Source organism: Granulicella paludicola, from assembly GCF_025685545.1.
In the GTDB taxonomy this organism is placed as follows: Bacteria; Acidobacteriota; Terriglobia; order Terriglobales; family Acidobacteriaceae; genus Granulicella; species Granulicella paludicola.
The window spans coordinates 62,068-85,255 of the sequence record NZ_JAGSYC010000022.1; the positions used below are offsets into that span (position 1 = coordinate 62,068).

The 23,188-nt window shown below is 60.7% G+C and carries 18 protein-coding genes; 6 read left to right on the top strand and 12 right to left on the bottom strand.

Annotated elements, in window-relative coordinates; genetic code table 11:
• The first annotated feature begins 213 nt into the window (after positions 1-213).
• The 4 genes from OHL14_RS06370 (at position 214) to OHL14_RS06385 (ending at position 8,624) form a co-directional block, all read left to right on the top strand.
• The gene (locus tag OHL14_RS06370; RefSeq protein WP_263378495.1) at positions 214-2,352 is read left to right on the top strand and encodes a beta-N-acetylhexosaminidase; all 2,139 of its coding nucleotides are present in this window, start codon (positions 214-216) and stop codon (positions 2,350-2,352) included.
• 5 nt (positions 2,353-2,357) lie between these two features.
• Positions 2,358-3,527 carry an N-acetylglucosamine-6-phosphate deacetylase gene (gene nagA, locus OHL14_RS06375; RefSeq protein WP_263378496.1) on the top strand — a complete coding sequence of 390 codons (1,170 nt, stop codon included), beginning with the start codon at positions 2,358-2,360 and terminating at the stop codon, positions 3,525-3,527.
• A 101-nt stretch (positions 3,528-3,628) separates the two neighbouring features.
• A complete protein-coding gene (locus tag OHL14_RS06380; RefSeq protein ID WP_263378497.1) occupies positions 3,629-7,993 on the top strand; it encodes a sodium:solute symporter family transporter in 4,365 nt (1,454 codons plus the stop codon).
• A gap of 280 nt (positions 7,994-8,273) precedes the next feature.
• On the top strand, positions 8,274-8,624 hold the full coding sequence (locus tag OHL14_RS06385; RefSeq protein ID WP_263378498.1) for a hypothetical protein: 351 nt from the start codon (positions 8,274-8,276) through the stop codon (positions 8,622-8,624).
• 170 nt (positions 8,625-8,794) lie between these two features.
• Here OHL14_RS06385 and atpC read toward each other — a convergent pair whose 3' ends face one another.
• From atpC to hfq, 10 genes are all read right to left on the bottom strand, one after another.
• Positions 8,795-9,229, bottom strand: a complete 435-nt coding sequence (atpC, locus tag OHL14_RS06390) for an ATP synthase F1 subunit epsilon (protein WP_263378499.1) — start codon at positions 9,227-9,229, stop codon at positions 8,795-8,797.
• A gap of 67 nt (positions 9,230-9,296) precedes the next feature.
• A complete protein-coding gene (gene atpD / locus OHL14_RS06395; protein ID WP_263378500.1) occupies positions 9,297-10,739 on the bottom strand; it encodes a F0F1 ATP synthase subunit beta in 1,443 nt (480 codons plus the stop codon).
• Positions 10,740-10,749: 10 nt separating this feature from the next.
• Positions 10,750-11,103 carry a hypothetical protein gene (locus OHL14_RS06400; protein ID WP_263378501.1) on the bottom strand — a complete coding sequence of 118 codons (354 nt, stop codon included), beginning with the start codon at positions 11,101-11,103 and terminating at the stop codon, positions 10,750-10,752.
• Between the two features lie 186 nt (positions 11,104-11,289).
• Complete coding sequence (locus OHL14_RS06405) at positions 11,290-12,381, bottom strand: F0F1 ATP synthase subunit gamma (protein WP_263378502.1); 1,092 nt, start codon at positions 12,379-12,381, stop codon at positions 11,290-11,292.
• 6 nt (positions 12,382-12,387) lie between these two features.
• Positions 12,388-13,929 carry a F0F1 ATP synthase subunit alpha gene (gene atpA / locus OHL14_RS06410; protein ID WP_263378503.1) on the bottom strand — a complete coding sequence of 514 codons (1,542 nt, stop codon included), beginning with the start codon at positions 13,927-13,929 and terminating at the stop codon, positions 12,388-12,390.
• 60 nt (positions 13,930-13,989) lie between these two features.
• Complete coding sequence (gene atpH / locus OHL14_RS06415) at positions 13,990-14,538, bottom strand: ATP synthase F1 subunit delta (protein ID WP_263378504.1); 549 nt, start codon at positions 14,536-14,538, stop codon at positions 13,990-13,992.
• On the bottom strand, positions 14,538-15,248 hold the full coding sequence (locus OHL14_RS06420; RefSeq protein WP_263378505.1) for an ATP synthase F0 subunit B: 711 nt from the start codon (positions 15,246-15,248) through the stop codon (positions 14,538-14,540). Before OHL14_RS06420 ends, atpH begins: the two co-directional genes overlap by 1 nt.
• Positions 15,248-15,712 carry an ATP synthase F0 subunit B gene (locus OHL14_RS06425; RefSeq protein ID WP_263378506.1) on the bottom strand — a complete coding sequence of 155 codons (465 nt, stop codon included), beginning with the start codon at positions 15,710-15,712 and terminating at the stop codon, positions 15,248-15,250. Before OHL14_RS06425 ends, OHL14_RS06420 begins: the two co-directional genes overlap by 1 nt.
• A gap of 401 nt (positions 15,713-16,113) precedes the next feature.
• Entirely contained in the window at positions 16,114-17,439 is a 1,326-nt protein-coding gene (gene hflX / locus OHL14_RS06430) for a GTPase HflX (RefSeq protein WP_263378686.1), read from the bottom strand.
• A gap of 198 nt (positions 17,440-17,637) precedes the next feature.
• Positions 17,638-17,946 (bottom strand): RNA chaperone Hfq, encoded by a 309-nt coding sequence (gene hfq, locus OHL14_RS06435; RefSeq protein ID WP_263378507.1) that lies wholly within the window; start codon positions 17,944-17,946, stop codon positions 17,638-17,640.
• Between the two features lie 213 nt (positions 17,947-18,159).
• Here hfq and OHL14_RS06440 point away from each other — a divergent pair, with 213 nt between their 5' ends.
• Positions 18,160-19,329: a DegT/DnrJ/EryC1/StrS family aminotransferase gene (locus tag OHL14_RS06440; RefSeq protein ID WP_263378508.1), complete on the top strand. Its 1,170-nt coding sequence runs from the start codon at positions 18,160-18,162 to the stop codon at positions 19,327-19,329.
• Positions 19,330-19,584: 255 nt separating this feature from the next.
• Here OHL14_RS06440 and OHL14_RS06445 read toward each other — a convergent pair whose 3' ends face one another.
• Both OHL14_RS06445 and rph read right to left on the bottom strand, forming a co-directional pair.
• The gene (locus OHL14_RS06445) at positions 19,585-20,847 is read right to left on the bottom strand and encodes an SH3 domain-containing protein (RefSeq protein WP_263378509.1); all 1,263 of its coding nucleotides are present in this window, start codon (positions 20,845-20,847) and stop codon (positions 19,585-19,587) included.
• 170 nt (positions 20,848-21,017) lie between these two features.
• Positions 21,018-21,746 (bottom strand): ribonuclease PH, encoded by a 729-nt coding sequence (gene rph, locus OHL14_RS06450; RefSeq protein ID WP_263378510.1) that lies wholly within the window; start codon positions 21,744-21,746, stop codon positions 21,018-21,020.
• A gap of 424 nt (positions 21,747-22,170) precedes the next feature.
• Between rph and OHL14_RS06455 the strand changes: the two genes are divergently transcribed.
• Positions 22,171-23,112, top strand: a complete 942-nt coding sequence (locus tag OHL14_RS06455) for a sensor histidine kinase (RefSeq protein WP_263378511.1) — start codon at positions 22,171-22,173, stop codon at positions 23,110-23,112.
• The last annotated feature ends 76 nt before the right edge of the window (positions 23,113-23,188 follow it).

Below are 23,188 nucleotides of genomic sequence, written 5' to 3' on the forward strand. Positions count from 1 at the left end.
AAGGTGGTCCCTCGGAGCAATCCATTTTCATCGGGCAATTCCCGGCGTGCGAAGAGATCGACGGAGTAGCCGATGTACTCTTGGCTCATAAATGCCCACAAAAGGACATCGCGACAGGACTCAAGAACTTCAACGTTCTTAAAATGAGTACTTCCCCCTCAAACGGTCAAAGTGTACCGTAGGAAGATGCGCTCTGCAGACACACTTGCGTCCTTGCTTCTGGCAGCGGTCCTTGTCGCTCCAGCGATTGCCCAGACCCCGTTGCATCTGATCCCCATGCCCCGCGAAGTCAAGGCAGGCGCAGGGATTTCACTTACCCGCGGCATCAGGATCGAGTGCGCGACCCCTTGTGATCCCGAAGACGCCTTTGCCGTAGCCGACCTTAAGTCCATCCTCGGCGCACGCCGCGTCCTCGTCACCGACGCAGCAGCAGCACCGCATATCTTCGTTACGCGCCTCGGCACCAGCATCGGCAAACAGATCTACCGCGAGGCCTCCGGCACCAGCGCCACCGCCTTCCCCACAGAAATGCACGCCGAAGGCTACGCCATCTCGCCCGACCCTAACGGCGGGCAGGATGCAGGGATCGCGCTCACTGCCGAAACCTCCGCAGGCATCTTCTACGCGCTGCAGACCGCCGCTCAGCTCATCGAAGGCGACGGCACCGCCGCCACTCTGCGCATAGCCACCATCCGCGACTGGCCTGCCATGAAGACACGCGGCCTCCACGACGATCTATCCCGCGGGCCCATCGACACACTCGACTTCCAGAAAAAGCTCGTCCGCACTCTCGCGGCCTACAAAGACAACCTCTACTCTCCCTACTTCGAAACGACCCAGCAGTACGCCTCTAACCCGCTCGCCGGCACACCCGGCTACAGCCTCTCCGCCGACGATGCCCGGCAACTCGTCGCCTATGCCCGCCAGTACCATGTCACCGTCGTCCCCGAGCAGGAGGCCTTCGGACATCTTCGCCACATGCTCTTGTGGGAGCAGTACTCCGACTTGGCTGAAACTCCTCACGGCGCTGTCCTCTCCCCCGGCCAGCCCGGCTCCATTCCACTTATTCGTAGCATGTTCACAGACCTTGCCGCGCTCTATCCGTCGCCCTATCTGCACATCGGTGGCGACGAAACCACCGATCTCGGCATCGGTCGCACCAAGCCCGACGTAGACGCTCGCGGTCTCGCCACCGTCTACCTGGATTTCCTGCAGCAGATCGTCACCTCGCTGCAGCCGCTGCACCGCAAAATCCTATTCTGGGGCGATGTCGCCCAGGATGCGCCCTCACAGCTGAAGGCGATGCCCGCATCCTTCAAGAACCAGACCATCGCCATAGCCTGGGGCTACTCTCCCGATCCCAAGGGTGGTTTCCCAAAGATCATCCGTCCCTACACCGATGCCGGTATTGAGGCGTGGGTCGCGCCCTCCATCAACAACTACCGCCAGGTATGGCCCAACCAGCAGTACGCGCTCGACGACATTCAGCAGTTCACCCGCGACGGCCAGCATCTCGGCGCTACCGGCCAGCTCAACACCCTCTGGGATGACGACGGCGAGTCTCTCGCCAACATGAACTGGTATGGCATTCTCTTCGGCTGCGCTGCCGCCTGGCAGTCCGGCGAATCCTCCATCGCCCAGTTCCAGCGGAGCTATGGCCCCGTCTTCCACGGCGACAGCACCGGCCTCATCGATCAGGCACAAAACGAGCTCACTGCTGCCATGTCGCTGCTCGAAGCGAACAAGGTCGTCTCCCACACCGAAGGCACCGACACACTCTTTTGGATCGATCCCTGGAGCAAGGATGGTCAGGTCTTCGCAGCGAAGATGCGGCCCATCAACTCCCAGCTCCGCCTGCACGCAGAGCACGCCATCAACCTTGTCGCGCAGGCCCGCAATACCAACCCTGGACTTCGCGAACCCGAAGCCCTCGACGCCATGGACTTCGGTGCGCGTCGCATCGACTTCCTCGCCCTCCACTTCCAACTCGCCGACGAGATGGCCACCACCTACGCCCACGCCCAGACCACCGCCGCCGGAGATTGGAAGAAGGCCCACCCCGGCGTCTCCGCTCAGCTCTCGGACATCAACGGCGTCAACGGCCGCCTCGAAGACCTGACATATGGGTACTCCCAACTTCGCGATATGTACGAACAGCAGTGGCTGCGTACCTATCGCCCTGCCAACCTGCGTCCCATCCTGGAGCGCTTCGACTTCACCACGGCTCTCTGGCTCTCCCGCATCGATAAGGTGCGGTCCGCCCAGCGCCAGTGGACCGACATTCACTCCCTGCCCAGCGCCGCCGATCTCGGCATCCCCGCTGCCTCCATCCCTTCTACACCTGTGAACTAGACGAAATGATAGCGACAACGATTACAGCACGACGCCTCATCACCACCTCCGGCCCCCTCGACTTTCCTATCATCAAGATCGACTCCGACGGCACCGTCCTCGAAATCGGGACCGACCCAACCTCCCTCGCAAGCGAGCAGGACACGCTCACCGCCGCCTTCCTCGATGTGCACACCCACGGCGCGGTCGGCCACGATGTCATGCACATCACGCCCGCACAGCTAAGCGAGATGCAGCGCTTCCTCGCCCACCACGGCGTCGCAAACTATCTGCCTACCACCGTCACCGCGTCGATCGACAACACGCTGCACGCGCTCGATGCGCTCGCCAACGCCATCGAATCCCCCACGAACACCGGCGAAGCCAAGCCCATCGGCATCCACCTCGAAGGCCCGTTCCTCTCCCACGCCAAGCGAGGCGTGCATCCCCCCAAGGACCTGCTCGCCCCAAGCATCGAACTCTTCGACCGCTTCCAGGCAGCCGCGCGCGGACACATCCTGCTGATGACGATCGCCCCTGAACTTGTCGGCGATACCGACACCGCCGTCGAGCTGATTCGCCACGCCGCCGCGCAGAACGTAAAGCTCTCGCTCGGCCACACCAACGCCACCGCCGCCGAGGCACGCGCAGGCATTGCAGCCGGAGCCACCAGCGCAACCCACCTCTTCAACGCCATGCGTGCGCTCGATCACCGCGAGCCCGGCGTCGTAGGCACATTGCTCGATTCGCCCGACACCTTCGCCGAACTCATCTGCGACGGCATTCACGTCGCGCCGGAGTTGGTCCGCCTGTGGCTCAAGGTGAAGGGCGCCGATCGCGGCATCCTCGTTACCGATGGCATGTCCGCCACTGGCATGCCCGACGGCCAGTACATGCTCGGCGACTTCGACGTCACCGTCGCCGACGGTCGCGCCTTGCTCACCGAAGACTTGAAGGCTGGCAAGGACACTCTCGCAGGCTCGCTGCTCACGCTCGATCTCGCCGTCGCCAACATCCAGCGTTTGGCGCACGCTGATCTTGCAGTCGCAACCGGCCTCGCTTCGCATAACCCGGCAACGATGCTCGGCAAACCCGCGCTATCGCAGATCGCCGTCGGGTTGCCACTGAACTGCAACCGCTTCGACGCCAGCAACCGCCTGACACAGACCATCGTTCGCGGCCACATCGTCAGCTAGTCACGCACTTTTGTCATTCCGCAGCGCAGCGGAGGAATCTGCATTTAGGGATCACCTCCGCTACCTGCCGCGAAGTCCGCCCGCCAAGTATCATGGCGCTAATGGCCACGCACCTCCACACCGTCGACCTAGTCATCGTCGCGCTCTACCTCATCGGCATCACTATTTTTGGCCTTCGCTTCGCCAAACGCGGCGGCAAGAAAGCCGACAAGTCCCTCAAGTCCTACTTCCTCGCTGACAACACCATCCCCTGGTGGGCCATCGCGCTCTCCATCGTCTCGGCCGAGACCTCGACCCTCACCATCATCTCCATCCCCGGCGTCGCCTTTGCCGGAGACTTCGGCTTTCTGCAGGTCGTCCTCGGCTACATGCTCGGCCGCATCGTCGTGGCCGCACTCTTTCTGCCGCGCTACTTCGCAGGCGAGATGCTGACCGCCTACCAGCTCATCGACCAGCGCTTCGGCCACACGCTTCACAAAGTCACCGCTGGGTTGTTCCTCCTCACCCGCGCCGCTGCTGAAGGCGTCCGCGTCTTCGCCGTCTCCATCGTCGTCGGCATCGCCATCGGCACTGGCGATATCCTCTCCATCGGCATCATCTCTGCACTCACGCTGCTCTACACCTTCGAAGGCGGCATGGCAGCGGTCATCTGGACAGACGTCGTACAGATGGGGATCTATATCTTCGGCACACTCGTCGCCGTCTGGTCGCTCGGCCATCACATCCCCGGCGGCTGGTCGACCATCCACCAAGTCGCGGGAGCCGCAGGCAAGTTCCACCTGTTCAACTTCGCGCTCAACCTCACCACCACCTACACCTTCTGGGCCGGAGTGCTCGGCGGCACCTTCCTCACCATGGCCTCGCACGGCACCGACCAGCTGATGGTGCAACGTATGCTGGCCGCGCGCAACCTGCGCGAGTCGCGCCTCGCCCTTCTCAGCTCCGGCGTGGTCATCTTCATCCAGTTCGCTCTCTTCCTTCTCATCGGCGCAGGCCTCTATGTCTTCTACGGCCTGCACCCCGAACACTTCGCGAGCTCCGACCGCATCTTCCCCACCTTCATCGTCCACGAACTTCCCCTCGGCATCGCTGGCCTTCTCGTAGCGGCCATCCTCGCAGCGGCGATGAGCAACCTCTCCGCCGCGCTGAACTCGCTCTCCTCCACGACCGTTGTCGACTTCTACATGTCGCTCCGCCCCAACGCTGACGACCGCGAACGCTCAATCATTAGCCGCAGCTCGACAGTGCTCTGGGCGATCGTCCTCTTCGCCATCGCCATCTACTCGCTCTCCGTCGGCGGCAAGGGCCACGTCGTAGAGATCGGCCTCAGCATCGCCAGCGTCGCCTACGGCTGTCTCCTCGGCGTCTTCCTGCTTGGGACGCTGACCAAGTTCGCCACCGAAATCGGCACAGCCATTGGCATGGTCTGCGGCTTCGCGCTCAATCTGTGGCTATGGCAAGGCACCTTTCCCTTGCACCTCGGCTCACTCATCATCCCCCACATCGCCTTCACCTGGTACGTCCTCATCGGAGCTCTCGTGACCTTCGCCATCGGCAGTCTCTTCAGCCTCATCTTCCGCAAGCAGTCCGCCCGCAAATCCGCTACCGCGCTTCTCGCCCTCGCCATAACGACCGTCATTCTGAGCGGAGCGTCGCGCCCTTGCGACGCGCAGTCGAAGAACCCCGAAGGTCTCCACCCCACCCAGATCGCTCAAACCCTCTCAGCCACCAATCACACGCCCTCTGATCCTTGGACCCTGGCCCCTGAACCCTCGCACCCCGCCTACGACTTCTCACCAATCTCCGCCCTCCTCAACGACGCCATCACCAACCACCACCTCCCGGGAGCCGTCGTAGTCGTAGGCCACAACGGCCAGGTCGTCTTCCATCAGGCCTACGGCAGCCGCAAGCTCGCGGGCGAGCCCGGACTCGACGGTCAGCCCAGCCCTGCTGAGCCTATGACCGAGGACACCATCTTCGACATGGCCTCGCTCACCAAGGACCTCGCCACCGCAACCGGAGTGATGCAGCTCTACGAGCAGGGCAAGATCGCCAGCTTCGACGACCCCGTCGAAAAGTATCTCCCGGGCTTTAACACCACCCACGACGCCAGGCGCGCCAAGGTCACGCTGCGCATGCTGCTCACCCACACCTCTGGCGAAGCCCCAGACGTGAGCCTCAAAGACCCGTGGGGCCTCGCCGCGCCCGACAAGGCCGAAGGCATCCACCGCGCCCTCACCACGCCGTTGAAGGACGCGCCCGGCTCCATCTTCGTTTACTCCGACATCAACTTCATCCTCCTCGGCGACCTCATCGAAACCCTCAGCGGCCAGACCGAAGACATCTACGCCTCCGAACATATCTTCAAGCCGCTCGGCATGACCGACACACGCTACCTGCCACTCGCCAAAGCATGCGGCCCGCACAAGATCATCGGTGCGGCCATCGCCTGGGCACCCGCGACTCCAGGCCGCATCGGCATGGTCTGCCTTCCTGGCACATGGTCGACCTCGCTGCTGCCACGCATCGCTCCCACCACCCACGACGATGAGTCGAAGTCAGACCCCGCCGCCAACCCGCACTTCGACATGCTCACGCGCGGCACCGTCCACGATCCCACCACCCGGCGCATGGGAGGCGTCGCCGGCCACGCTGGCGTCTTCTCCACAGCACACGACATCTCGCTCTACGCCTCAGCTCTGCTCGAAAAGCTCGTTCACAACACCGGCCCATTCCCTCTGCAGCAGTCCACATTGCAACTGATGACACAGCCTGAGCAGCCCGGTCATGACCTTCAACAGCTATACAACGCCAACAAGGCGCAAGCAGCTGCGATCACCGCAGGAGACAAGCCAGCCGAACCCGGCCTCGCCCCGCACTACCCCGCCATTAGGGGCCAAGACCTGCGCGGCTATGGCTGGGACATCGATACGGCTTTCTCAAAACCACGTGGCATGATCTTCCCCATCGGCAGCTTCGGCCACACCGGCTATACCGGCACCACCCTTTGGATGGACCCCTACTCCGACAGCTACGTCGTCCTGCTCACGAACGCCGTCCACCCTCGCGGCAACACTCCCATCTCCAACCTACGCGGGCAGGTAGCGACTGCGGCAGCTAGTGCCCTCGGACTCTCCTTCGGTACACAAGAGCCCGTCATCCTGAGCGAAGCGCGGAGCGCGCAGTCGAAGGACCTCGAGAAGGCCGCGCCAGCCACGGTAGCCCATACCATCTCCACCACGGACCCCGTCGCCTGTAGTCAGCCCAACACCTTCTGCGACCCTACAAAAATCCCCAACGTAAGAACCGGCATTGACGTCCTAGAATCCACCCACTTCGCAGCCCTCGCCAGCTTCCACCACATCGGCCTCCTCACCAACCAGACCGGCATCGACAGCAACGGCAAGCGCACCATCGACGTACTTGTCACTTCTCACTTGCCACTTGTCACTCTCTTCACCCCCGAGCACGGCATCACCGGCGCGATGGACAAGGATGGCATCACTTCCACCACCGATCCTGCTACCGGCCTACCCGCCATCTCGCTCTACGGTGCCAAGCCCGCCGACCGCCACCCCACGCACGATCAACTCAAAGACCTCGACGCCGTCGTCATCGACCTGCAGGACGCAGGCGTCCACTTCTGGACCTACGAGGCCGCCACCGGCTACTTCATCGAAGCTGCCGCACTCGAAAAATCGCAGTACCATCACGACCTGCACATCATCCTCCTCGACCGCCCCAACCTCGTCGGCGGCCTTGCCACACGAGGCCCTGTCTCTGACCCCGGCTCCGAGAGCTACACCGACTACATGCCGATGCCGTCTCGCCACGGACTCACCATGGGCGAACTGATGCAGTACGCCAACGCCACGAAACACCTCGATGCCAGCCTCACCGTCATCCCAATGCAGCACTGGCAGCGAGCTCAATACTTCGATGACACAGGTCTGCCGTGGATCAACCCCAGCCCAAATCTGCGCTCGCCCCAAGCAGCCATCGTCTACCCCTGCCTCGGCCTCATTGAAACCACCAATATCTCAGTCGGTCGCGGCACAGCTACCCCCTTCCTGCAGTTCGGTGCCCCGTGGATGAAGGCCACCGACGTCGCCGCCGCTCTCACCGCGCGCCACATCCCCGGCATCGCCTTCGAGCCCATCACCATCCCCGTCGCCGAGGACGCCAATCACTACCCCTTCCACGGTCAGACCATCGACGCGGTGCACCTCAACGTCACCGACGCCGCCACACTCGACACTCCCGAACTCGCCATGGAGATCCTCACTGTCCTCCACAAGCTCTACCCCACGCAGTTTCAGCTTCAGAAGGCCAGACACTTCATCGACAATCAGGCCACCTTCGACGCCCTCATGCGTGGCGACGATCCGCGCGCCATCGCCACCAGCTGGCAGCCCTCGCTCGACGCCTTTCGCGCCGCTACCAGACCCTATCTCCTCTACGAGTAACGAATAAGTAAATACCTCCGTCATCCGTACGTGACTTTCGTTTGCCAGTTTTTCCCACTGAATCGGTACGAATCAGGCTCCCTCTCATACTTTCTTAAGATCACCCCTTCGAGGTATCGGATGTTTACACACTCTGGGCTATGATTGTCTCCAACGGCCCCACTAAGTGCTTTAAGCGATGGTGGTCCCAGCTTGCTTCGAACACTGCTCCACTTGCTTTACCGAACACTTCTCTCTGCGGAACTGCTACACGATTTGTATTCTTGGAGGTTGACCCGAAATGCGCGCTATCCACACTGCTGCTTTATTCCTCGCTCTCACTACCGCTGCTTTGCCTGCCCTTGCGCAGCAGCAGACAACCGCTGATCCCGCCGCTGCCTCGGTCGACTACGTCGCCCTGCGCGAGGGTCTCTCGAACCAGAACAAGGCACTCGCAGGCGACGTCGTCGCGCAGCGTGCCATCGTCAAGCGCAACCAGGAGCTCCTCAAGGAAGCTCAAAAGCTGGATGCTGCCAACAAGAAGCTCATCGCTGAAAAGCAGAAGCTGACCGAAGAGAACGCCAACCTGGAGAAGCAGCGCGCAGCCCTCGCCGCCTCGCAGAGCGACACCGCTACCGCGACCTCCAAGTAGCTTCGTACCACTTTTACCCGGTATAACGCCAGGTTGATCTCCATCTAGGCCTGCCCATCCTCATCGGGATGCGCAGGCCCTTATCTGTTGCACGTCGTTTCGCTACAAGCGCGCTGTAAGTAAAAAGGCCCCGCCATAGCGGGGCCTTTCTCGTTTCCAATAGTCCGGTGTTAGTGCTTAGCACCCTGCGCCGAAGCGATCTTCTCTTCCGCAACGCGGGCGACCGTATTCGCTTCGTCGTACTTCACCTGCTCATCGCCGGCCTGGTTCCAGAGATCCTGCGAGTGCTTCAGCTCAGCCTCAGCCTCGGCCAGATCGATCTCATCCGGGTGCAGTGCTGTCTCAGCGAGGATCGTCACACGCTCCGGCAGCACCTCAACGAAGCCCCACGCCACGAAGAACACCTGGTCGTTCGAACTTCCCCCGTGCAGGCGAACTTCGCCAGCACCCAGCTCTGAGAGCAGCGGCGCAGCGCCGTACAGTGCTTCCAGATACCCCGACATCGAGGGCAGTTCCACAGCCTCGGCCGTTGCATCCAGCAACACCCGGTCCGGCGTCACCAGCCGTACCTGCAGAAGTCCCGAATTGTTTGTATTTTCCGCCATACTTAGCCTCTAGCTCTTAGCTCCTGGCCACTAGCTAAAAGCTAGGAGCCAGAAGCCAGTGGCCGATTTACGCGCTTGCCTTCATCTTCTCAGCAGCAGCGAGAACGTCCTCGATGCCACCCTTCAGGTAGAACGCCTGCTCAGGAATCGAATCGTGCTTGCCTTCGATGATCTCCTTGAAGCTGCGCACCGTATCTGCGACTTTGACGTACGCTCCGGGAATACCGGTGAAGATCTCGGCCACGTGGAACGGCTGCGACAGGAAGCGCTGCACCTTACGCGCACGCGACACTGTCAGCTTGTCCTCATCCGAAAGCTCGTCGATACCGAGGATCGCGATGATGTCCTGCAGGTCCTTGTAGCGCTGAAGAATCTTCTTCACGCCCTGCGCCACGTCATAGTGCTCCTGGCCGACAACGCGAGCGGAAAGCACACGCGAGGTCGAGGTGAGCGGATCGACGGCCGGGTAGATACCCAGCTCCGACAGCGGACGCGACAGAAGCATCGTCGCATCGAGGTGGGCAAACGTCGTCGCCGGAGCGGGATCGGTAATATCGTCGGCGGGCACGTACACAGCCTGCACGGACGTAATCGAGCCCTTCTTGGTCGATGTAATTCGCTCCTGCAACTCACCCATTTCCGTCGCGAGATTCGGTTGATAACCCACGGCCGAAGGCATACGGCCCAGCAGCGTGGAGACCTCGGAACCGGCCTGCGTGAAGCGGAAGATGTTGTCGATGAAGAGCAGCGTGTCCGCACCTTCTTCGTCGCGGAAGTGCTCAGCGACGGTCAGACCGGTCAGCGCCACGCGCAGACGCGCTCCCGGCGGCTCGGTCATCTGCCCGTAAATCAGGGCCGCTTTGCTCTTGTTGTAGTCGTGGATGTCGATGACACCCGACTCCTGGAACTCGTGCCATAGATCGTTACCCTCACGGGTACGCTCTCCTACGCCGGCGAACACCGAGAAGCCGCCGTGTTGGCTGGCCACGTTGTTGATCAACTCCTGAATCACGACGGTCTTGCCGACACCGGCGCCGCCGAACAGGCCGATCTTGCCGCCCTTCAAGAAGGGCAGGATCAGGTCGACGACCTTGATGCCCGTCTCGAACATCTCTTCGCTCGTCGATTGCTCGTCGAAGGCGGGGGCCTGGCGGTGAATGGGCATGTACTTCTTGGCGTTGACCGGGCCGAGTTCGTCGACCGGCTCACCGAGCACGTTCAGCACGCGACCCAGCGTCTCACGTCCAACCGGCACCAGAATGCCGTTGCCCGTGTCGATTGCCTTCATGCCGCGAACCATGCCTTCGGTCGCCACCATGGCGATGCAACGCACGCGGCCTTCGCCGATGTGCTGCTGTACCTCGACGATCACGTCGAGCGGCGTGGGCACATCGAAGCCTTCGCTTGTGATGCGCAGCGCCTGGAAGATAGGAGGCATCTTCGCCTCTTCAAACTGTACGTCGACGGCCGGGCCGCTGACGCTGATCACTTTGCCAATGTTTTCTGCCATCTGTAACTCTCTATTCCTCAAGTCGATCCACTACGTGAAACATATTTCCAAACACAAGCTCTTTAGTTGGTGCCAGACAAAAACTCTTGCAGCCATCACGGTCGGATATATACCAACGCTTAATGATGTATGCCAAAGTTCCCACTTCATCTACCACTGCCTTTTTCACACTGCCTGACTGGGTAATAAGACCTATGAAAACTGCCATAAGGCTAATCAAAAGATACATCGTACCCATCAATGCAGTGAGACCAACTAGTACAACAACTACAAGCACCGAAAGCCATTTACCTTGGGACCAAGAGACAAGACTGGAGTTGAGTTCCATCTCAAGATAAGCTGCATATCCAATCGATTCGCTCAACCCTCCTGGTATCACTGACGGCTTCGTTGAAACCCTTCTTAGCAAGATCGCCTCTATCAGAACCGCGTCCCGACAGCACTGACCTAAATACTGTTGCACTTGCAAAAATTAGAAGCGACCTGGGAGTAGATGAGTATTGTTGAGCCAGCAAAGACCTCAACCGCAACTCTCCAAACTGTTCCCATATCAAAGCGCCGCTGCTCCACTTACGATTTCGATAATCTCTTTGGTAATCGCTGCCTGGCGCAGCCGGTTCATGGTGAGCGAGAGCTTGTCGATCAACTCGCCTGCATTCTTGCTCGCTGCATCGGTGGCCGTCATACGTGCTGCGTGCTCTGCCGCAATCGACTCCAGAAGCGCGTGGAAGATCTGCGTGGTCACATAGCGCGGCATTAGATGGCGGAACAAACGCTCCGGCGACTGATCGAAGATATAGTCCACGTCGGCAGTGCCAAACTTCTTGGCCTCTTGCTCATACGCTGTCTCTTCGGGCTCGTTGACCGAGATGCCGGAGGACTGCGCAGCCTTCGCTGCCGCTTCCTTCTGCTCTTCGGTCATCTCCTCTGAGGCCGTAATCTCATGCGCTCCCAGCTTGCGGATCGGCAGAAGCTTCTCCACCACCACGCGCTGCGAGATCACTGACTTGAACTCGTTGTAGACGATATAAACCGAATCGATCTCGGCATGCTCATAGCGAGAAACAATCGTCGCTCCGAGCGCGGTCACCTCATCGAAACCGGCTTTGATCAGCAGCGTCGGGTTCTCGGCTGCCACCTCGATCGCCTCCGCGCGGTGGCGGATGTTCTCGATGTGCTTGGAGAGGCCGTTGTCGTACTCCTCTTCCTTGTGCTCATAGACCGCAGCCGGAAAGCGGCGCTTATAAAGTCCAATCGCCTTCTTGCCGATCGGCTCAAGATCGATGTTCTGACCCAGCGCGCGGCGCTCGTCGATGAACTTCTGTGCAGCCTTGCCAATGTTGGAGTTGAAGCCGCCCGCGAAGCCCTTGTCACCGGCGATCACTAGGACGAGAACATTTTTCTCCTCGCGCTCCACCAGCAGCGGATGCATCACATCGCCACCATCGGCGCCGTAGAGATCGGTGCGGCGCACCAGCGACTCCAGCACGTTCGTGAGCATCTGCGCGTACGGTCGCGCCTGCATCGCACGCTCCTGCGCGCGGCGCAGCTTGGCCGCCGAGACCATCTTCATGGCCTTGGTGATCTGGCGCGTGTTCTTCACGCTCCTGATACGACGACGTAAATCGAGTACGTTTGCCATGCTAGCTTAGGCCTTTGCTCCTGCCGCTTCCTTGCGGGCTGCCAGGAAGTCCTGCTTGTACGCGTTGATGGCATCCTTCAGGCGTGCCTTGATATCGTCGTCGAGCGCCTTCTTGCTCTCGATATCGCCCATCACCTGCGATGCGGAGTTCTGCATGTAGTCGTAGAAGCCAGCCTCGAAGGTATTGATGTCCTTGACCTCGACGTCGTCGAGCAGGCCGTTCGTACCAGCAAAGATGATCGCTACCTGCTGTACCCACGTGAGCGGCTTGAACTGGGGCTGCTTCAGCAGCTCGGTCAGGCGCGCACCACGGTTCAGCTGGTTCTGCGTGACCTTATCGAGATCCGAACCGAACTGCGCAAACGCAGCCAGCTCGCGATACTGAGCAAGATCAAGCTTAAGCGTCGAACCGACCTGCTTCGTGGCCTTGATCGCAGCCGCGAAGCCTACACGCGATACCGACAGACCGACGTTCACAGCCGGACGAACGCCGGAGTTGAACAGATCGGTTTCGAAGAAGATCTGACCGTCGGTGATCGAGATCACGTTGGTCGGAATGTACGCCGAAACGTCGCCAGCCTGCGTCTCGATGATCGGCAGAGCGGTCAGCGATCCGCCGCCGTTCTCCTTCGACATCTTCGACGAGCGCTCGAGCAGACGCGAGTGGAGATAGAACACGTCGCCGGGGTATGCCTCACGGCCTGGCGGACGGCGCAGCAGCAGCGAGATCTCGCGGTACGAAGCAGCGTGCTTCGAAAGATCGTCATAGATGATCAACGCATGCTTGCCGTTGTCGCGGAAGTACTCGCCCATCGCGGTCGCCGCGAACGGTGCCAGGTACTGCATCGGAGCAGGCTCGGAAGCCGTTGCAGCCACGATGATCGTGTAAGCCATCGCGCCTAACTCTTCGAGCGTCTGCACCACGCCGGCAACCGACGAGCGCTTCTGACCGATCGCGCAGTAAATGCAGATCAGGTCGTTCTTCGCCGAGTTGATGATCGTGTCCAGAGCGACGGCGGTCTTACCCGTCTGGCGATCGCCAATGAGCAGCTCACGCTGTCCACGGCCAATCGGAATCATCGTGTCGATGGCCTTGATACCCGTCGCCATCGGCTCGGTCACCGACTGACGCGCAATCACGCCCGGAGCGAGGCGCTCAACGGGAAGCGAGTGCGGCGTGTTGATCGGCCCCTTGTCGTCGATGGGCTGGCCGAGTGCGTTCACCACGCGACCGATCAGCGCCTCGCCAACGGGAACGGACATGATCTTGCCCGTACGCTTGACCTGGTCGCCTTCCTTCAGCTCGCTGTAGTCGCCAAGGATAACCGCGCCGACCTGGTCCTCGTCGAGGTTCATCGCGAGTCCGGAGATGCCGTGCGGGAAGTCGATCAACTCGCCTGCCATGACCTTGTCGAGTCCGTGGATACGCGCGATACCGTCACCCAGGGTGACGATGGTGCCTACTTCATCGACCTGCACGCGCTGATCGTAGTTCTCAATCTGCTGGCGGAGCAGCTCGGTGATCTCATTTGCCTGAATCTTTGCCATGCTCTCTCTTTCCTTCGAATCCTTATGTCTTGTACTGCATGCCGCAACTGGCGGCCAAACCTAAACTGTGACAGCTAACAGGCGCTGCTTCATCTGCTGCAGCTGTCCTCGAACCGAACCGTCATACACCGTGGAACCGATCGTCACGATCGCGCCACCGAGCAGCTCGGCGTTCTGCGTGTAACTCGCGCTGACCTTGCGACCATTCACCAGCTTAGCGATCTGCGCTTCGAGTGTAGCGCGGCTGTCGGCTGCGAGCTCATGGGCCGACACCACTTCCACATCCGCGACGTTCGCTTCTTCGTCCGACAGAGCCGCATACGTAGCGATGATCTCTCCAAACGATTCCAGCCGCTGATGATGCGCCAGCACGGCGATGAAGTTCCGGACAGCCTGGCTCAGGCCAAGCTTTTCCTTCAGCCCGTCCAGAACCTTCAACTTCTGCGGCTCAGGGATCGACGGGTTCTCGAGAACCTCGCGCAGCTCAGCGCTGCTCTCCATCGTAGCGAGGAAGTCCGCCAGCTGCTGCTCGGTCGCCTTTGTATCAAGTTTCTGGCTGGCGACAACTTCGGCCAGCGCATGTGCGTAACGATAGTCGATGGCTGCCATTAGTTGTCACCCTTCCCAAGGGTCTGCAGACGCTCCGCAAAGCCTTCCACCAGGTAGCGGTCAGCCTCAGGCGTCACCACCAGCTTGCGAGCCGCCTGGTCCACAGCCAGCTCCGCAGCGTACTTCTGCAGCTCGCGACGCGCACTGATCGTCGCGCTCGCAATCTCCAGCTCAGCCGACGAAAGGATGCGCTTCTTCTCATCCTCAATCGCAGCCTTCAAACGCTCTTCTTCGCGAGCGCCGTCAGCCTCAGCCTGCGACCGCATGCCGGCGATCTGCTCGTCGAGCTTCGACAGCCGCTCTTCCACCGACGACAGCCGCGTCTTCGCTTCTTGCGTCGCCGCGCGCGCATCCACAATCTGCTTCTGGATGCCTTCGCTGCGGCTGCGGAAGGTCTTCGGCAAATTCTTGTAAAGCATGAACAACACGCCCGCCAGCAGGATGAACAGGTTCGACAACGTAAACGTCGTCGCTGCCCGATCCGACTTCATGCCAAGAAACGAGCCCAGCTTGGTGACCATCGGAGAGTGGCGGTACTCGTCATCCTCTGCGACCTCCTGCGCTGGAGTTCCCGCCTGCGCAGGCGTTGCGGTCTGCGCAGCAGCGGGCTTGGCAGCCCCCTGCGCATGAGTCACAGGAGCATGAAAGCCGAAACTCAAAGTTAGCAGAGCGATCGACAACAGCGACGAAGGAATCAATTTACGTGCCATTACTTCGTCACCTCTCCGAGGTTCATCTGCTTCGGCATCAGCGCCCGCAGAATCTGCTGGCTGAGCTCCACCGAGGCATCCTCGACCTGCTTGCGAGCGCCAACCGCGCTCTCTTCGATCTCGGTGCGCGCCACGCGAACCATCTCCTGCGCCTGCGCACGAGCCGCCTGAACGACGCGCTCGCGCTCCGCCTGCAGCTGCTTCGAACTCAGCTCACGAGCCTTCGCCAGTTCAGCACGCGCCTCGCGCAGCTTCTGCTCGTACGCCGCCGTGCGCGCCTCTGCTTCAGCGATTGCGCTGCGGGCCTGGTCGACCGCGCCTGAAGTGCGCTTGCGGCGTTCCGCCAGCGTGCGCTCCAAAGGTCCACGAACGATCACGCTGTACAGCACAACCAGAAGGATAAAAAGTATGGCTGTCGGCACAGCGCCGAGCACAAGACTGCCAAGTTGATTCAGTATTTCCATGAAGTTTTTGAGTAGTTCCGGGAGGGCAGCGAAGATGCCACACCAACCGCCAGAGGAGCAATGTCAGTCTACCGTTGTAGACCACCTCTAAGACTGCTTAGCGCAGAACACTTTCAAGCCTTTGATACTTCTTATTTCTAACAAAGTAAGGCCTTGCGAGTCAAAGAGGAACGCGGAAAACATGGCGTTTTCAACCGCTAATCGTGCGCTCGCTGGTTTCCAGACGGAAACACTTCTCAATCGGTCCGAAACGGCTCTCCGCACGCTCCGATTTACTGATTTTTCTTGCTGCACCTGCCGCCTGCGGGCGTACACTTTTTCTACCACCCGCGACCCGTTCCGGGTCATGCAGGCCGCGTGTAGCAGGGACAGCAACTCCGCTCCCTCACAGGCGGCCTGTACTATTTCATCCGGCCCTGAATCTCGGCAGACTCGGCTTCCTCCGCCTGCACTCTGTTCTTGCGTGGCTCACGCACTACATACTTCCGATACCGCTCCAGCAGCGACTTCGGCCCGATCGCCGTCAGCGTCACCAGGTTCCCCTCGAACCGCTGATTCTGAATCGTCGCTCCGCGCTCCAGAGACGCCAGCACGCGTCCCTCCGACTGCGGTATCCGAAACTCCATCGTCTCCAGCGGATCGGCCGTCAGCATCGCGTCGATCGCCAGCAGCAGCTCCTCGCGCCCGTACCCGGTCAGCCCCGATACCGGAAGATTCCCCGGAGCAATCGGCGTCCCCTCCGGCAGCAGGTCCACCTTGTTCAGCACCTGAAGCGTCGGCTTTTCACCCACTTCAAGTTCCTTCAGCACCGCTTCCACCTGCGATCGCTGCGCATCGAGCGTCGGACTCGCGGCATCGCGCACATGCACCAGCAGCTCCGCCCGCTCCACCTCTTCCAGCGTCGCGCGGAAGCTCGTCACCAGGGCGTGCGGCAGGTTCCTCAAAAATCCCACCGTATCCGATAACAGCACCTTGCGCCGCGAAGGCAGCGTCAGCTGCCGCAGCTTCGGATCGAGCGTCGCAAACATGCGTTCCGAAGCCAGCACCTCAGCCCCCGTCAACGTATTGAACAGGGTCGACTTCCCTGCGTTCGTATACCCCACCAACGCCACCGTCGGCACAGGTACAGCCTCGCGCCGACCGCGCTGCTGGCGGCGAATCCGCCGCACCGCCTCCAGCTGCTGCTTGATGCGGTCCAGCCGTCCGCGAATCTTTCGCTTGTCTACCTCAAGCTGCGTCTCGCCCGGTCCACGCGTTCCAATGCCGCCGCCCGTCTGCGACATGCTCTTGCCCTTGCCGCCGATCCTCGGTAGCGCGTACTCAAGCTGCGCCAGCTCCACCTGCAACATGCCTTCGCGGGTCCGCGCATGGCGGGCAAAGATGTCCAGGATCAACTGTGTTCGGTCAATGACCGTGCAAGGTAGGCGCTCTTCCACGTTGCGCGCCTGCGAAGGCGTCAGATCGTGGTCGAACAGCACGAGACTCGCGCCCGTTGAAGCCACCGTGGCCACGATCTCATCCAGTTTGCCGCCGCCCACCAGCGTGGCCGCATCCGGTCGGCCTCGGCGCTGAATCAGCACCGCCGCAATAATTGCTCCCGCCGAGCGCGCAAGCTCCTGAAACTCCGCCAGGGAGGCATCGAAGTCGATGTCCTGCGACGCCGCATCCACAGGCGCAGCCTCGCCGTCACTCTGCGCCAGAATGGAAGCAGCCTGACGCGCCTGCATCGCTACCGGCGAGGGCTTGAAACGGTCCGAAGTGAAGTCCACCGCAACCAGCACTGCCAGCTCGCGCACGGACTGCTGTCGCGCGCGCAAAAGCGCAAGTTCGCGCAACTCCCTCTCTCGCTGCGATGTGTCATGCCGCGAGGAGGGCTTGCGTGGGTTGTATCCGTCGTTGCTGATGTGTACCTGCCCAGAGCGCGTTTAGCGAGCTCCGGCTCCAGTGGCAGCCAGTGCAGGCTCAGCCGCAGCGGCAGGACGTGCCTCGCTGCGCGCGTCCGAGCTGCGCGTGTCATACCCCATCGGGCGGCCGCTTACTACCGTAGAAATGGCGTGTTTAAAGATCAACTGCTCCTGAGCGTTGTTCTCAAGTAATACCGAATACTTATCGAAAGAGCGAATCTTGCCCGTGAGCTTGACGCCACTGACAAGGTAAATGGTGATGGGACTCTTATCCTTGCGGACCGTATTCAGAAACGTATCCTGAATGTTCTGTGCCGGCTTTGCATCCATTGGGCCGATCTCCTTGAGAATGAAACCACACAAACAAACCCCGAGCGAAGCACCATCACTACGCGCAGATTCGGGGCCTTGAAGCAAATCACATGGTGACACGTTTACCCTAACGTTATCGCCTATCGAAATACAAGACATATTGCGAGAAAACCGATAGACCGAGGTAACGTGACAACGGGTGGGAACGCCCGGTTTTGGAACGGGAAGAGGATGAATCAGATGGTAGTTGCAGGTGAAAAAGCTACGTTGCAGTCAGTTCCGATGCTCGACTTCGGACGTGAGTACGCAGAGGTCCGCGAAGAAGTCCTCGCTGCCATCGAGGCGGTCTGCGCAGGTCAACGCTTCATCCTTGGCCCCGAGGTCGCCCGCTTCGAACAGGCCGCCGCAGACGCCTGTGGCGTTGCTCACGCCGTCGGCTGCGCGAGTGGTACCGACGCCCTTTGGCTCGCCCTCGCGGCCCTTGAGATCGGCCCGGGACATGCCGTCGTCACCACCCCTTTCAGCTTCTTCGCCACCGTCAGCAGCATCCTGCGCGCAGGTGCAACGCCGCTGCTGGCGGACATCGATGAGGCGACGTTCAACCTCGATCCAGCGCAGGTGAAAGCTGTCTCATCCACACGCAAGGTCACCGCCGTCATGCCGGTCCACCTCTACGGCCAGTGCGCCGACATGGATGCGCTTCGCTCCCTCGCCTCCACAACCGGACTCAGGATCGTCGAGGATGCAGCACAGGCCTTTGGGGCTACCTGGAACGGCGTCCGCGCCGGAGCTCTTGGGGATGTGGCCGCGTTCAGTTTTTATCCGACGAAAAACCTTAGCGCCTACGGCGACGCTGGTATGACGACGACCGCCGACGATGCGCTCGCCGAACGGATGACGATGCTGCGCGCACACGGCATGCGCAAGCGCTACTTCCACGACGAGGTCGGCTGGAACTCCCGCCTCGATACCCTGCAGGCAGCCGTGCTTGAGGTCAAGCTCCGCCGCGTCGACGCCGGCAACGCCAGGCGTCGCGAGATCGCTGCAAAGTATGACGATCTGTTCCGCGCTGCTGGAATTGTGGGCAGCTCGACAGCCGATGGAATTGTGTTGCCGTTTACCGATCCACGCGCCGGGCATGTGTTCCACCAGTACGTGATCCGAACGCCCAAGCGGGATGCGCTGAAGGACTTCCTCACCAACCAGAAGATCGGCTCGGAGATCTACTATCCGCTCCCTCTGCACCTGCAGGAGAGCCTTAAGTCCCTCGGCTACAAGCTCGGTGACTTCCCTGTCTCGGAAAAGGCCGCAAACGAGGTGCTCGCGCTGCCCATCTTCCCAGAACTTCGGGAGGATGAACAGGAAACGGTCGTCGCAGCCATCCGCCGCTTCTACCGCTGATCCGGTGGCCGTCGCGACGGAGGCACTTCAAAATCCTGTCAAGCCCCTAAACCCCCAACCGCTTCATTCCAAAGCAAATAGAGATGCATATTTCCCCTGCGCCACTTGATAAAATAGAAGTAGAGGCAAAGAAATGTAACGCCTTCGTGGGGCGGAACGCGGCAGCGTTAGGTCTTCGGCTCAGCTGCCTCAAAAGCCAGATCTAACGCACATCAAATGAAGACTTTGGCACCTAAGTATGGGGGACGGGGGTGACTACCCTTTTCGCTTCTTTCGTCCCTTGCCCGACTTATCCTTCGGCGGTTCCGGCACAGGATGAGCCTCAACTGGCGGCTGCGTCCCCGGCTGAATCATCCGGCGGCAGATGTTGCCTTCGAGACGATAGGTCTTGTCGATCAGCTTCGTCGGTTTAATCAGACCTGTCGTCGGATCAGGCTCTGGAATGGGAGCATCGGCTGAAAGCACCCGATAGGTGAAGCTGGGCAGCATCATCTGCGCCAGCACGCCGGTTCCGTAAGGATCCTTCATGCTGCCGATCTTCGCGGGCAGGTAGCCGATAATGTTGTGCTCGCGGAAGGCAGTCTCGTAGCGATGCTTCTTGACGTTCCAGATGAAGACGCGCACCTGATCGAAGTCATACGGCAAGCCAGCCTTGTAGGGAGACAGGAAGGCGATGTACTCCGTCATCCGAGTCACGGTCTGTCCGTTGTTGAGGACACCCGAATCGGGATCATCCACGGTGGCGAGGACGTAGGAGCCAACGATACGCTGGCCTTCCGCATAGCGTGCCAACACATCAGGCGCTTGAACGTCGACCATGCGGGAGAGAATCCAGCCGGTCTGACCTTTGCTGTCGCGAGCCAGCCACCAGTCTTCCATGACAGGTGGCGGAACCTCGACGGCAGGCATCGGATAGGCCGAGCCGGCTTCGGCTGACGACGTGGTGACTGACTTCTGAGGTGTCGGCGTGGCGGGCTTGGATGTCGGCGCTGGCTGCGAAGGTGAGGCCGGCTGGATCTTCGCAGCGGTGGCTGGCCGGGCCGCAGAGGTAGGCGTTCCACCCTTGGCTACGGTCGCGCGCTCGAGCAGAGACATGGTATCGCCTTCGGCGAGGCGGTAAAAGCGGGCGGTCTCGCGGCCGGGGGCGGCGTGGAGATAGACCTCGTCGCGGGCAGTGCCGGTGGAGATGACGGGATCCTTTTCGTGGTCGGTGCGCAGAGCGTCGAACTCGTCAGCGGTCTTCTGGTCGGCGGTCAGCTTCTCTTCGACCCAGCCCACCTCACCGCGCGGGGTACGAACCTTGACGGCCCGGCGGGTTCGATCGAGCAGGACGAGCTTTTCGCCGTTGGTAGCCGTGCCGGTGCGGTTGGAGACCGCAGCGACGCGGTCGCGCAGAAAAACTTGACGCGCGGTAACGTACACATACTGATCAGCGACCTTCTGGCGGAAGTAATTGCAGCCGGAGAGGGCGAGCGGAGCAAGCGTGAGCGCGGCGAGCTTGCGGAGAGTGCGGTGCATAAGGATGCCTTCGGAGGCCTGCTGGCTAAGGTCTAGTTTAGCGGCTGCGAGGGTTAAAACCTCCCTTGATTTGATCCCTATGGAGTGGCTTAGGAGACACCTGCACCCCACTCATCCGCATGGGAGCAGCGTATGAAGGGGCGCCGATGGACCGCGGGGTCGGACTGAAATCAGGCGCCGATGACAGCTTTCTGAGCGGCGAGGAGAGACTGGATGCCGACTTCCGCAGCGTCGAGCATCTGGTTGAGCTGAGAGCGGGAGTAGCTGCCCTTTTCTGCCGTCGCCTGGGTCTCGATCAAGCCACCGTCAGCGGTCATGACAACGTTCATATCAACCTCAGCGCGCGAGTCTTCGGAATAGTCGAGGTCGAGGAGGACCTGACCATCGACGATGCCGACGCTGGTAGCAGCGACAAGCTGCTTCAAGGGGTTCTCCTTGAGGGTCCCCGCCTCTACCAGCCGCCCCAGAGCGATGGCGAGGGCGGCACAGGCTCCAGTGATGGCTGCGGTCCGGGTGCCGCCGTCGGCCTGAAGGACGTCGCAGTCGAGGATGACAGTGCGCTCGCCAAGAAGCTTCATATCGACGACGCCGCGAAGGCTGCGACCGATGAGCCGCTGTATCTCGTGCGTGCGGCCGCCGATCTTTCCCTTTTCAGCCTCACGAGGGGAACGGGTAAGGGTAGCGCGCGGCAGCATGCCATACTCAGCAGTCACCCAGCCGCGGCCGGAGTTGCGCATCCAGCCGGGGACGCCATTTTCGATGGTGGCGTTGCAGAGGACGCGAGTGTGGCCGACCTCGATGAGAACGGATCCCTCAGCGGTGGCTACAAATCCGGGCGTCAGCTTGAGCGGTCGGGGCTCGACAGGGCTCCGATCGCCGTTACGAAATACTTTTTCCATAATTCTTCAGTCCTTTTTGCACAGCTTTCGCACACCTCATAAAAAGCGTATCCGTTGGCCGTGACGTGCATACTTATCATAACGTTCCAACTTTGGTGGAAGCTTATGCCCAATATGAACAGTCCCGTATTGAACTTTCCCGAAACGTTACCTTTATCGAGTGATTATTCGCTAAGTTGGAGCAAAATGGGACAGGTAACGCCCTAGGCGCTTCTTCCGCTTACTTGACCTATGTTATTTTTCGGTTAGTCGCCTTTCTCTATTGTTAGGGAATATGGAGCCTTTCTCCCGTGCCACGGATGCGGAGCTTAGAAAAGGTAAAGATACGCAGTTACCTCGAAGCTCCCGATTTGGAACACCAAAACAGATCCGTTATGGATCAGTTGCAGATCTATCGGTTGTTGCAAAAAAACTGGAGAACACCATGCAGGCACACCAGAGTTCCTCCGCCGCACGGACTTCGTTTGAAGCGCCCCTCACAACGTCCACCTCAACGGCCGCTGTAGCAGAGCCTCTTTCGTCTTTCGAAGCACACTCCTCTCTTGTTCAAAGCGTCGACCTAGCGCACGGCGCGAGTTTGGCCCACGGTGCCGGTCTGGCGCATGATGCCGGCAATCTGTTTGGCGCGCTCGGGCTGTATTGCGATCTCCTCGCATCGCCAGGCGTACTCCGTCCAGAACATCAGCACTACATCACAGAGTTGCGACAGTTAGCGACACGAAGCAGCGCGCTGATTCAGCGTCTGCTGAGCAGCTCGAATTGCGAACAGATGTTAAAGGTGCAGCCTGTGGAGGACATGCTGGCTAGCGCGTTTTCGTCTCCGACGCCACTCAAAGCGACCCCTGAGGCTCCCAATGCGGCAGCGATCCTGCGCGAGGCTGAACCACTGCTTTCGGCCATTGCCGGGAGCTCGGTGACAGTGACATGCAAGGCGCCCCGCGCGTTGCCCACCCCGCTGATCCAACGCGAGTCGCTGGAACGGATTCTGGTGAATCTGGTGCGCAATGCATCGCAGGCAATCGAGCTTTCGGCGACCAAGCGCCACGGAAATATTCGGATTACGCTGGCGACGATTGCTGGTCAGATGCGGCTGACAGTGGAGGACAACGGGCCGGGCATGCCGGTGACAACCGCAGCCTCATTCATCTCTCCAACGCCGCTGCCCCCGGGCGCGACGCGCGGGCTGGGGCATCGCATTGTGCATGAACTGGTGACCGCGAGCGGCGGCACGCTCACGTTACGCGTACGACCAGGCCGCGGAACGACGATCAACATTCTCTGGCCGGTACCTTCGACCCAAACACCAGTGCAGCCGGCACCCGCGAACAACAGCGGCAGCAGGCGCCTTGGAGCAGCTACATGTTAGATCGCAAGTCTTCTTCTCTCTCTGTTACAGACAAGTCACCGATTTCAATAGCGACAGCGAAAGCACGAGCGATGGG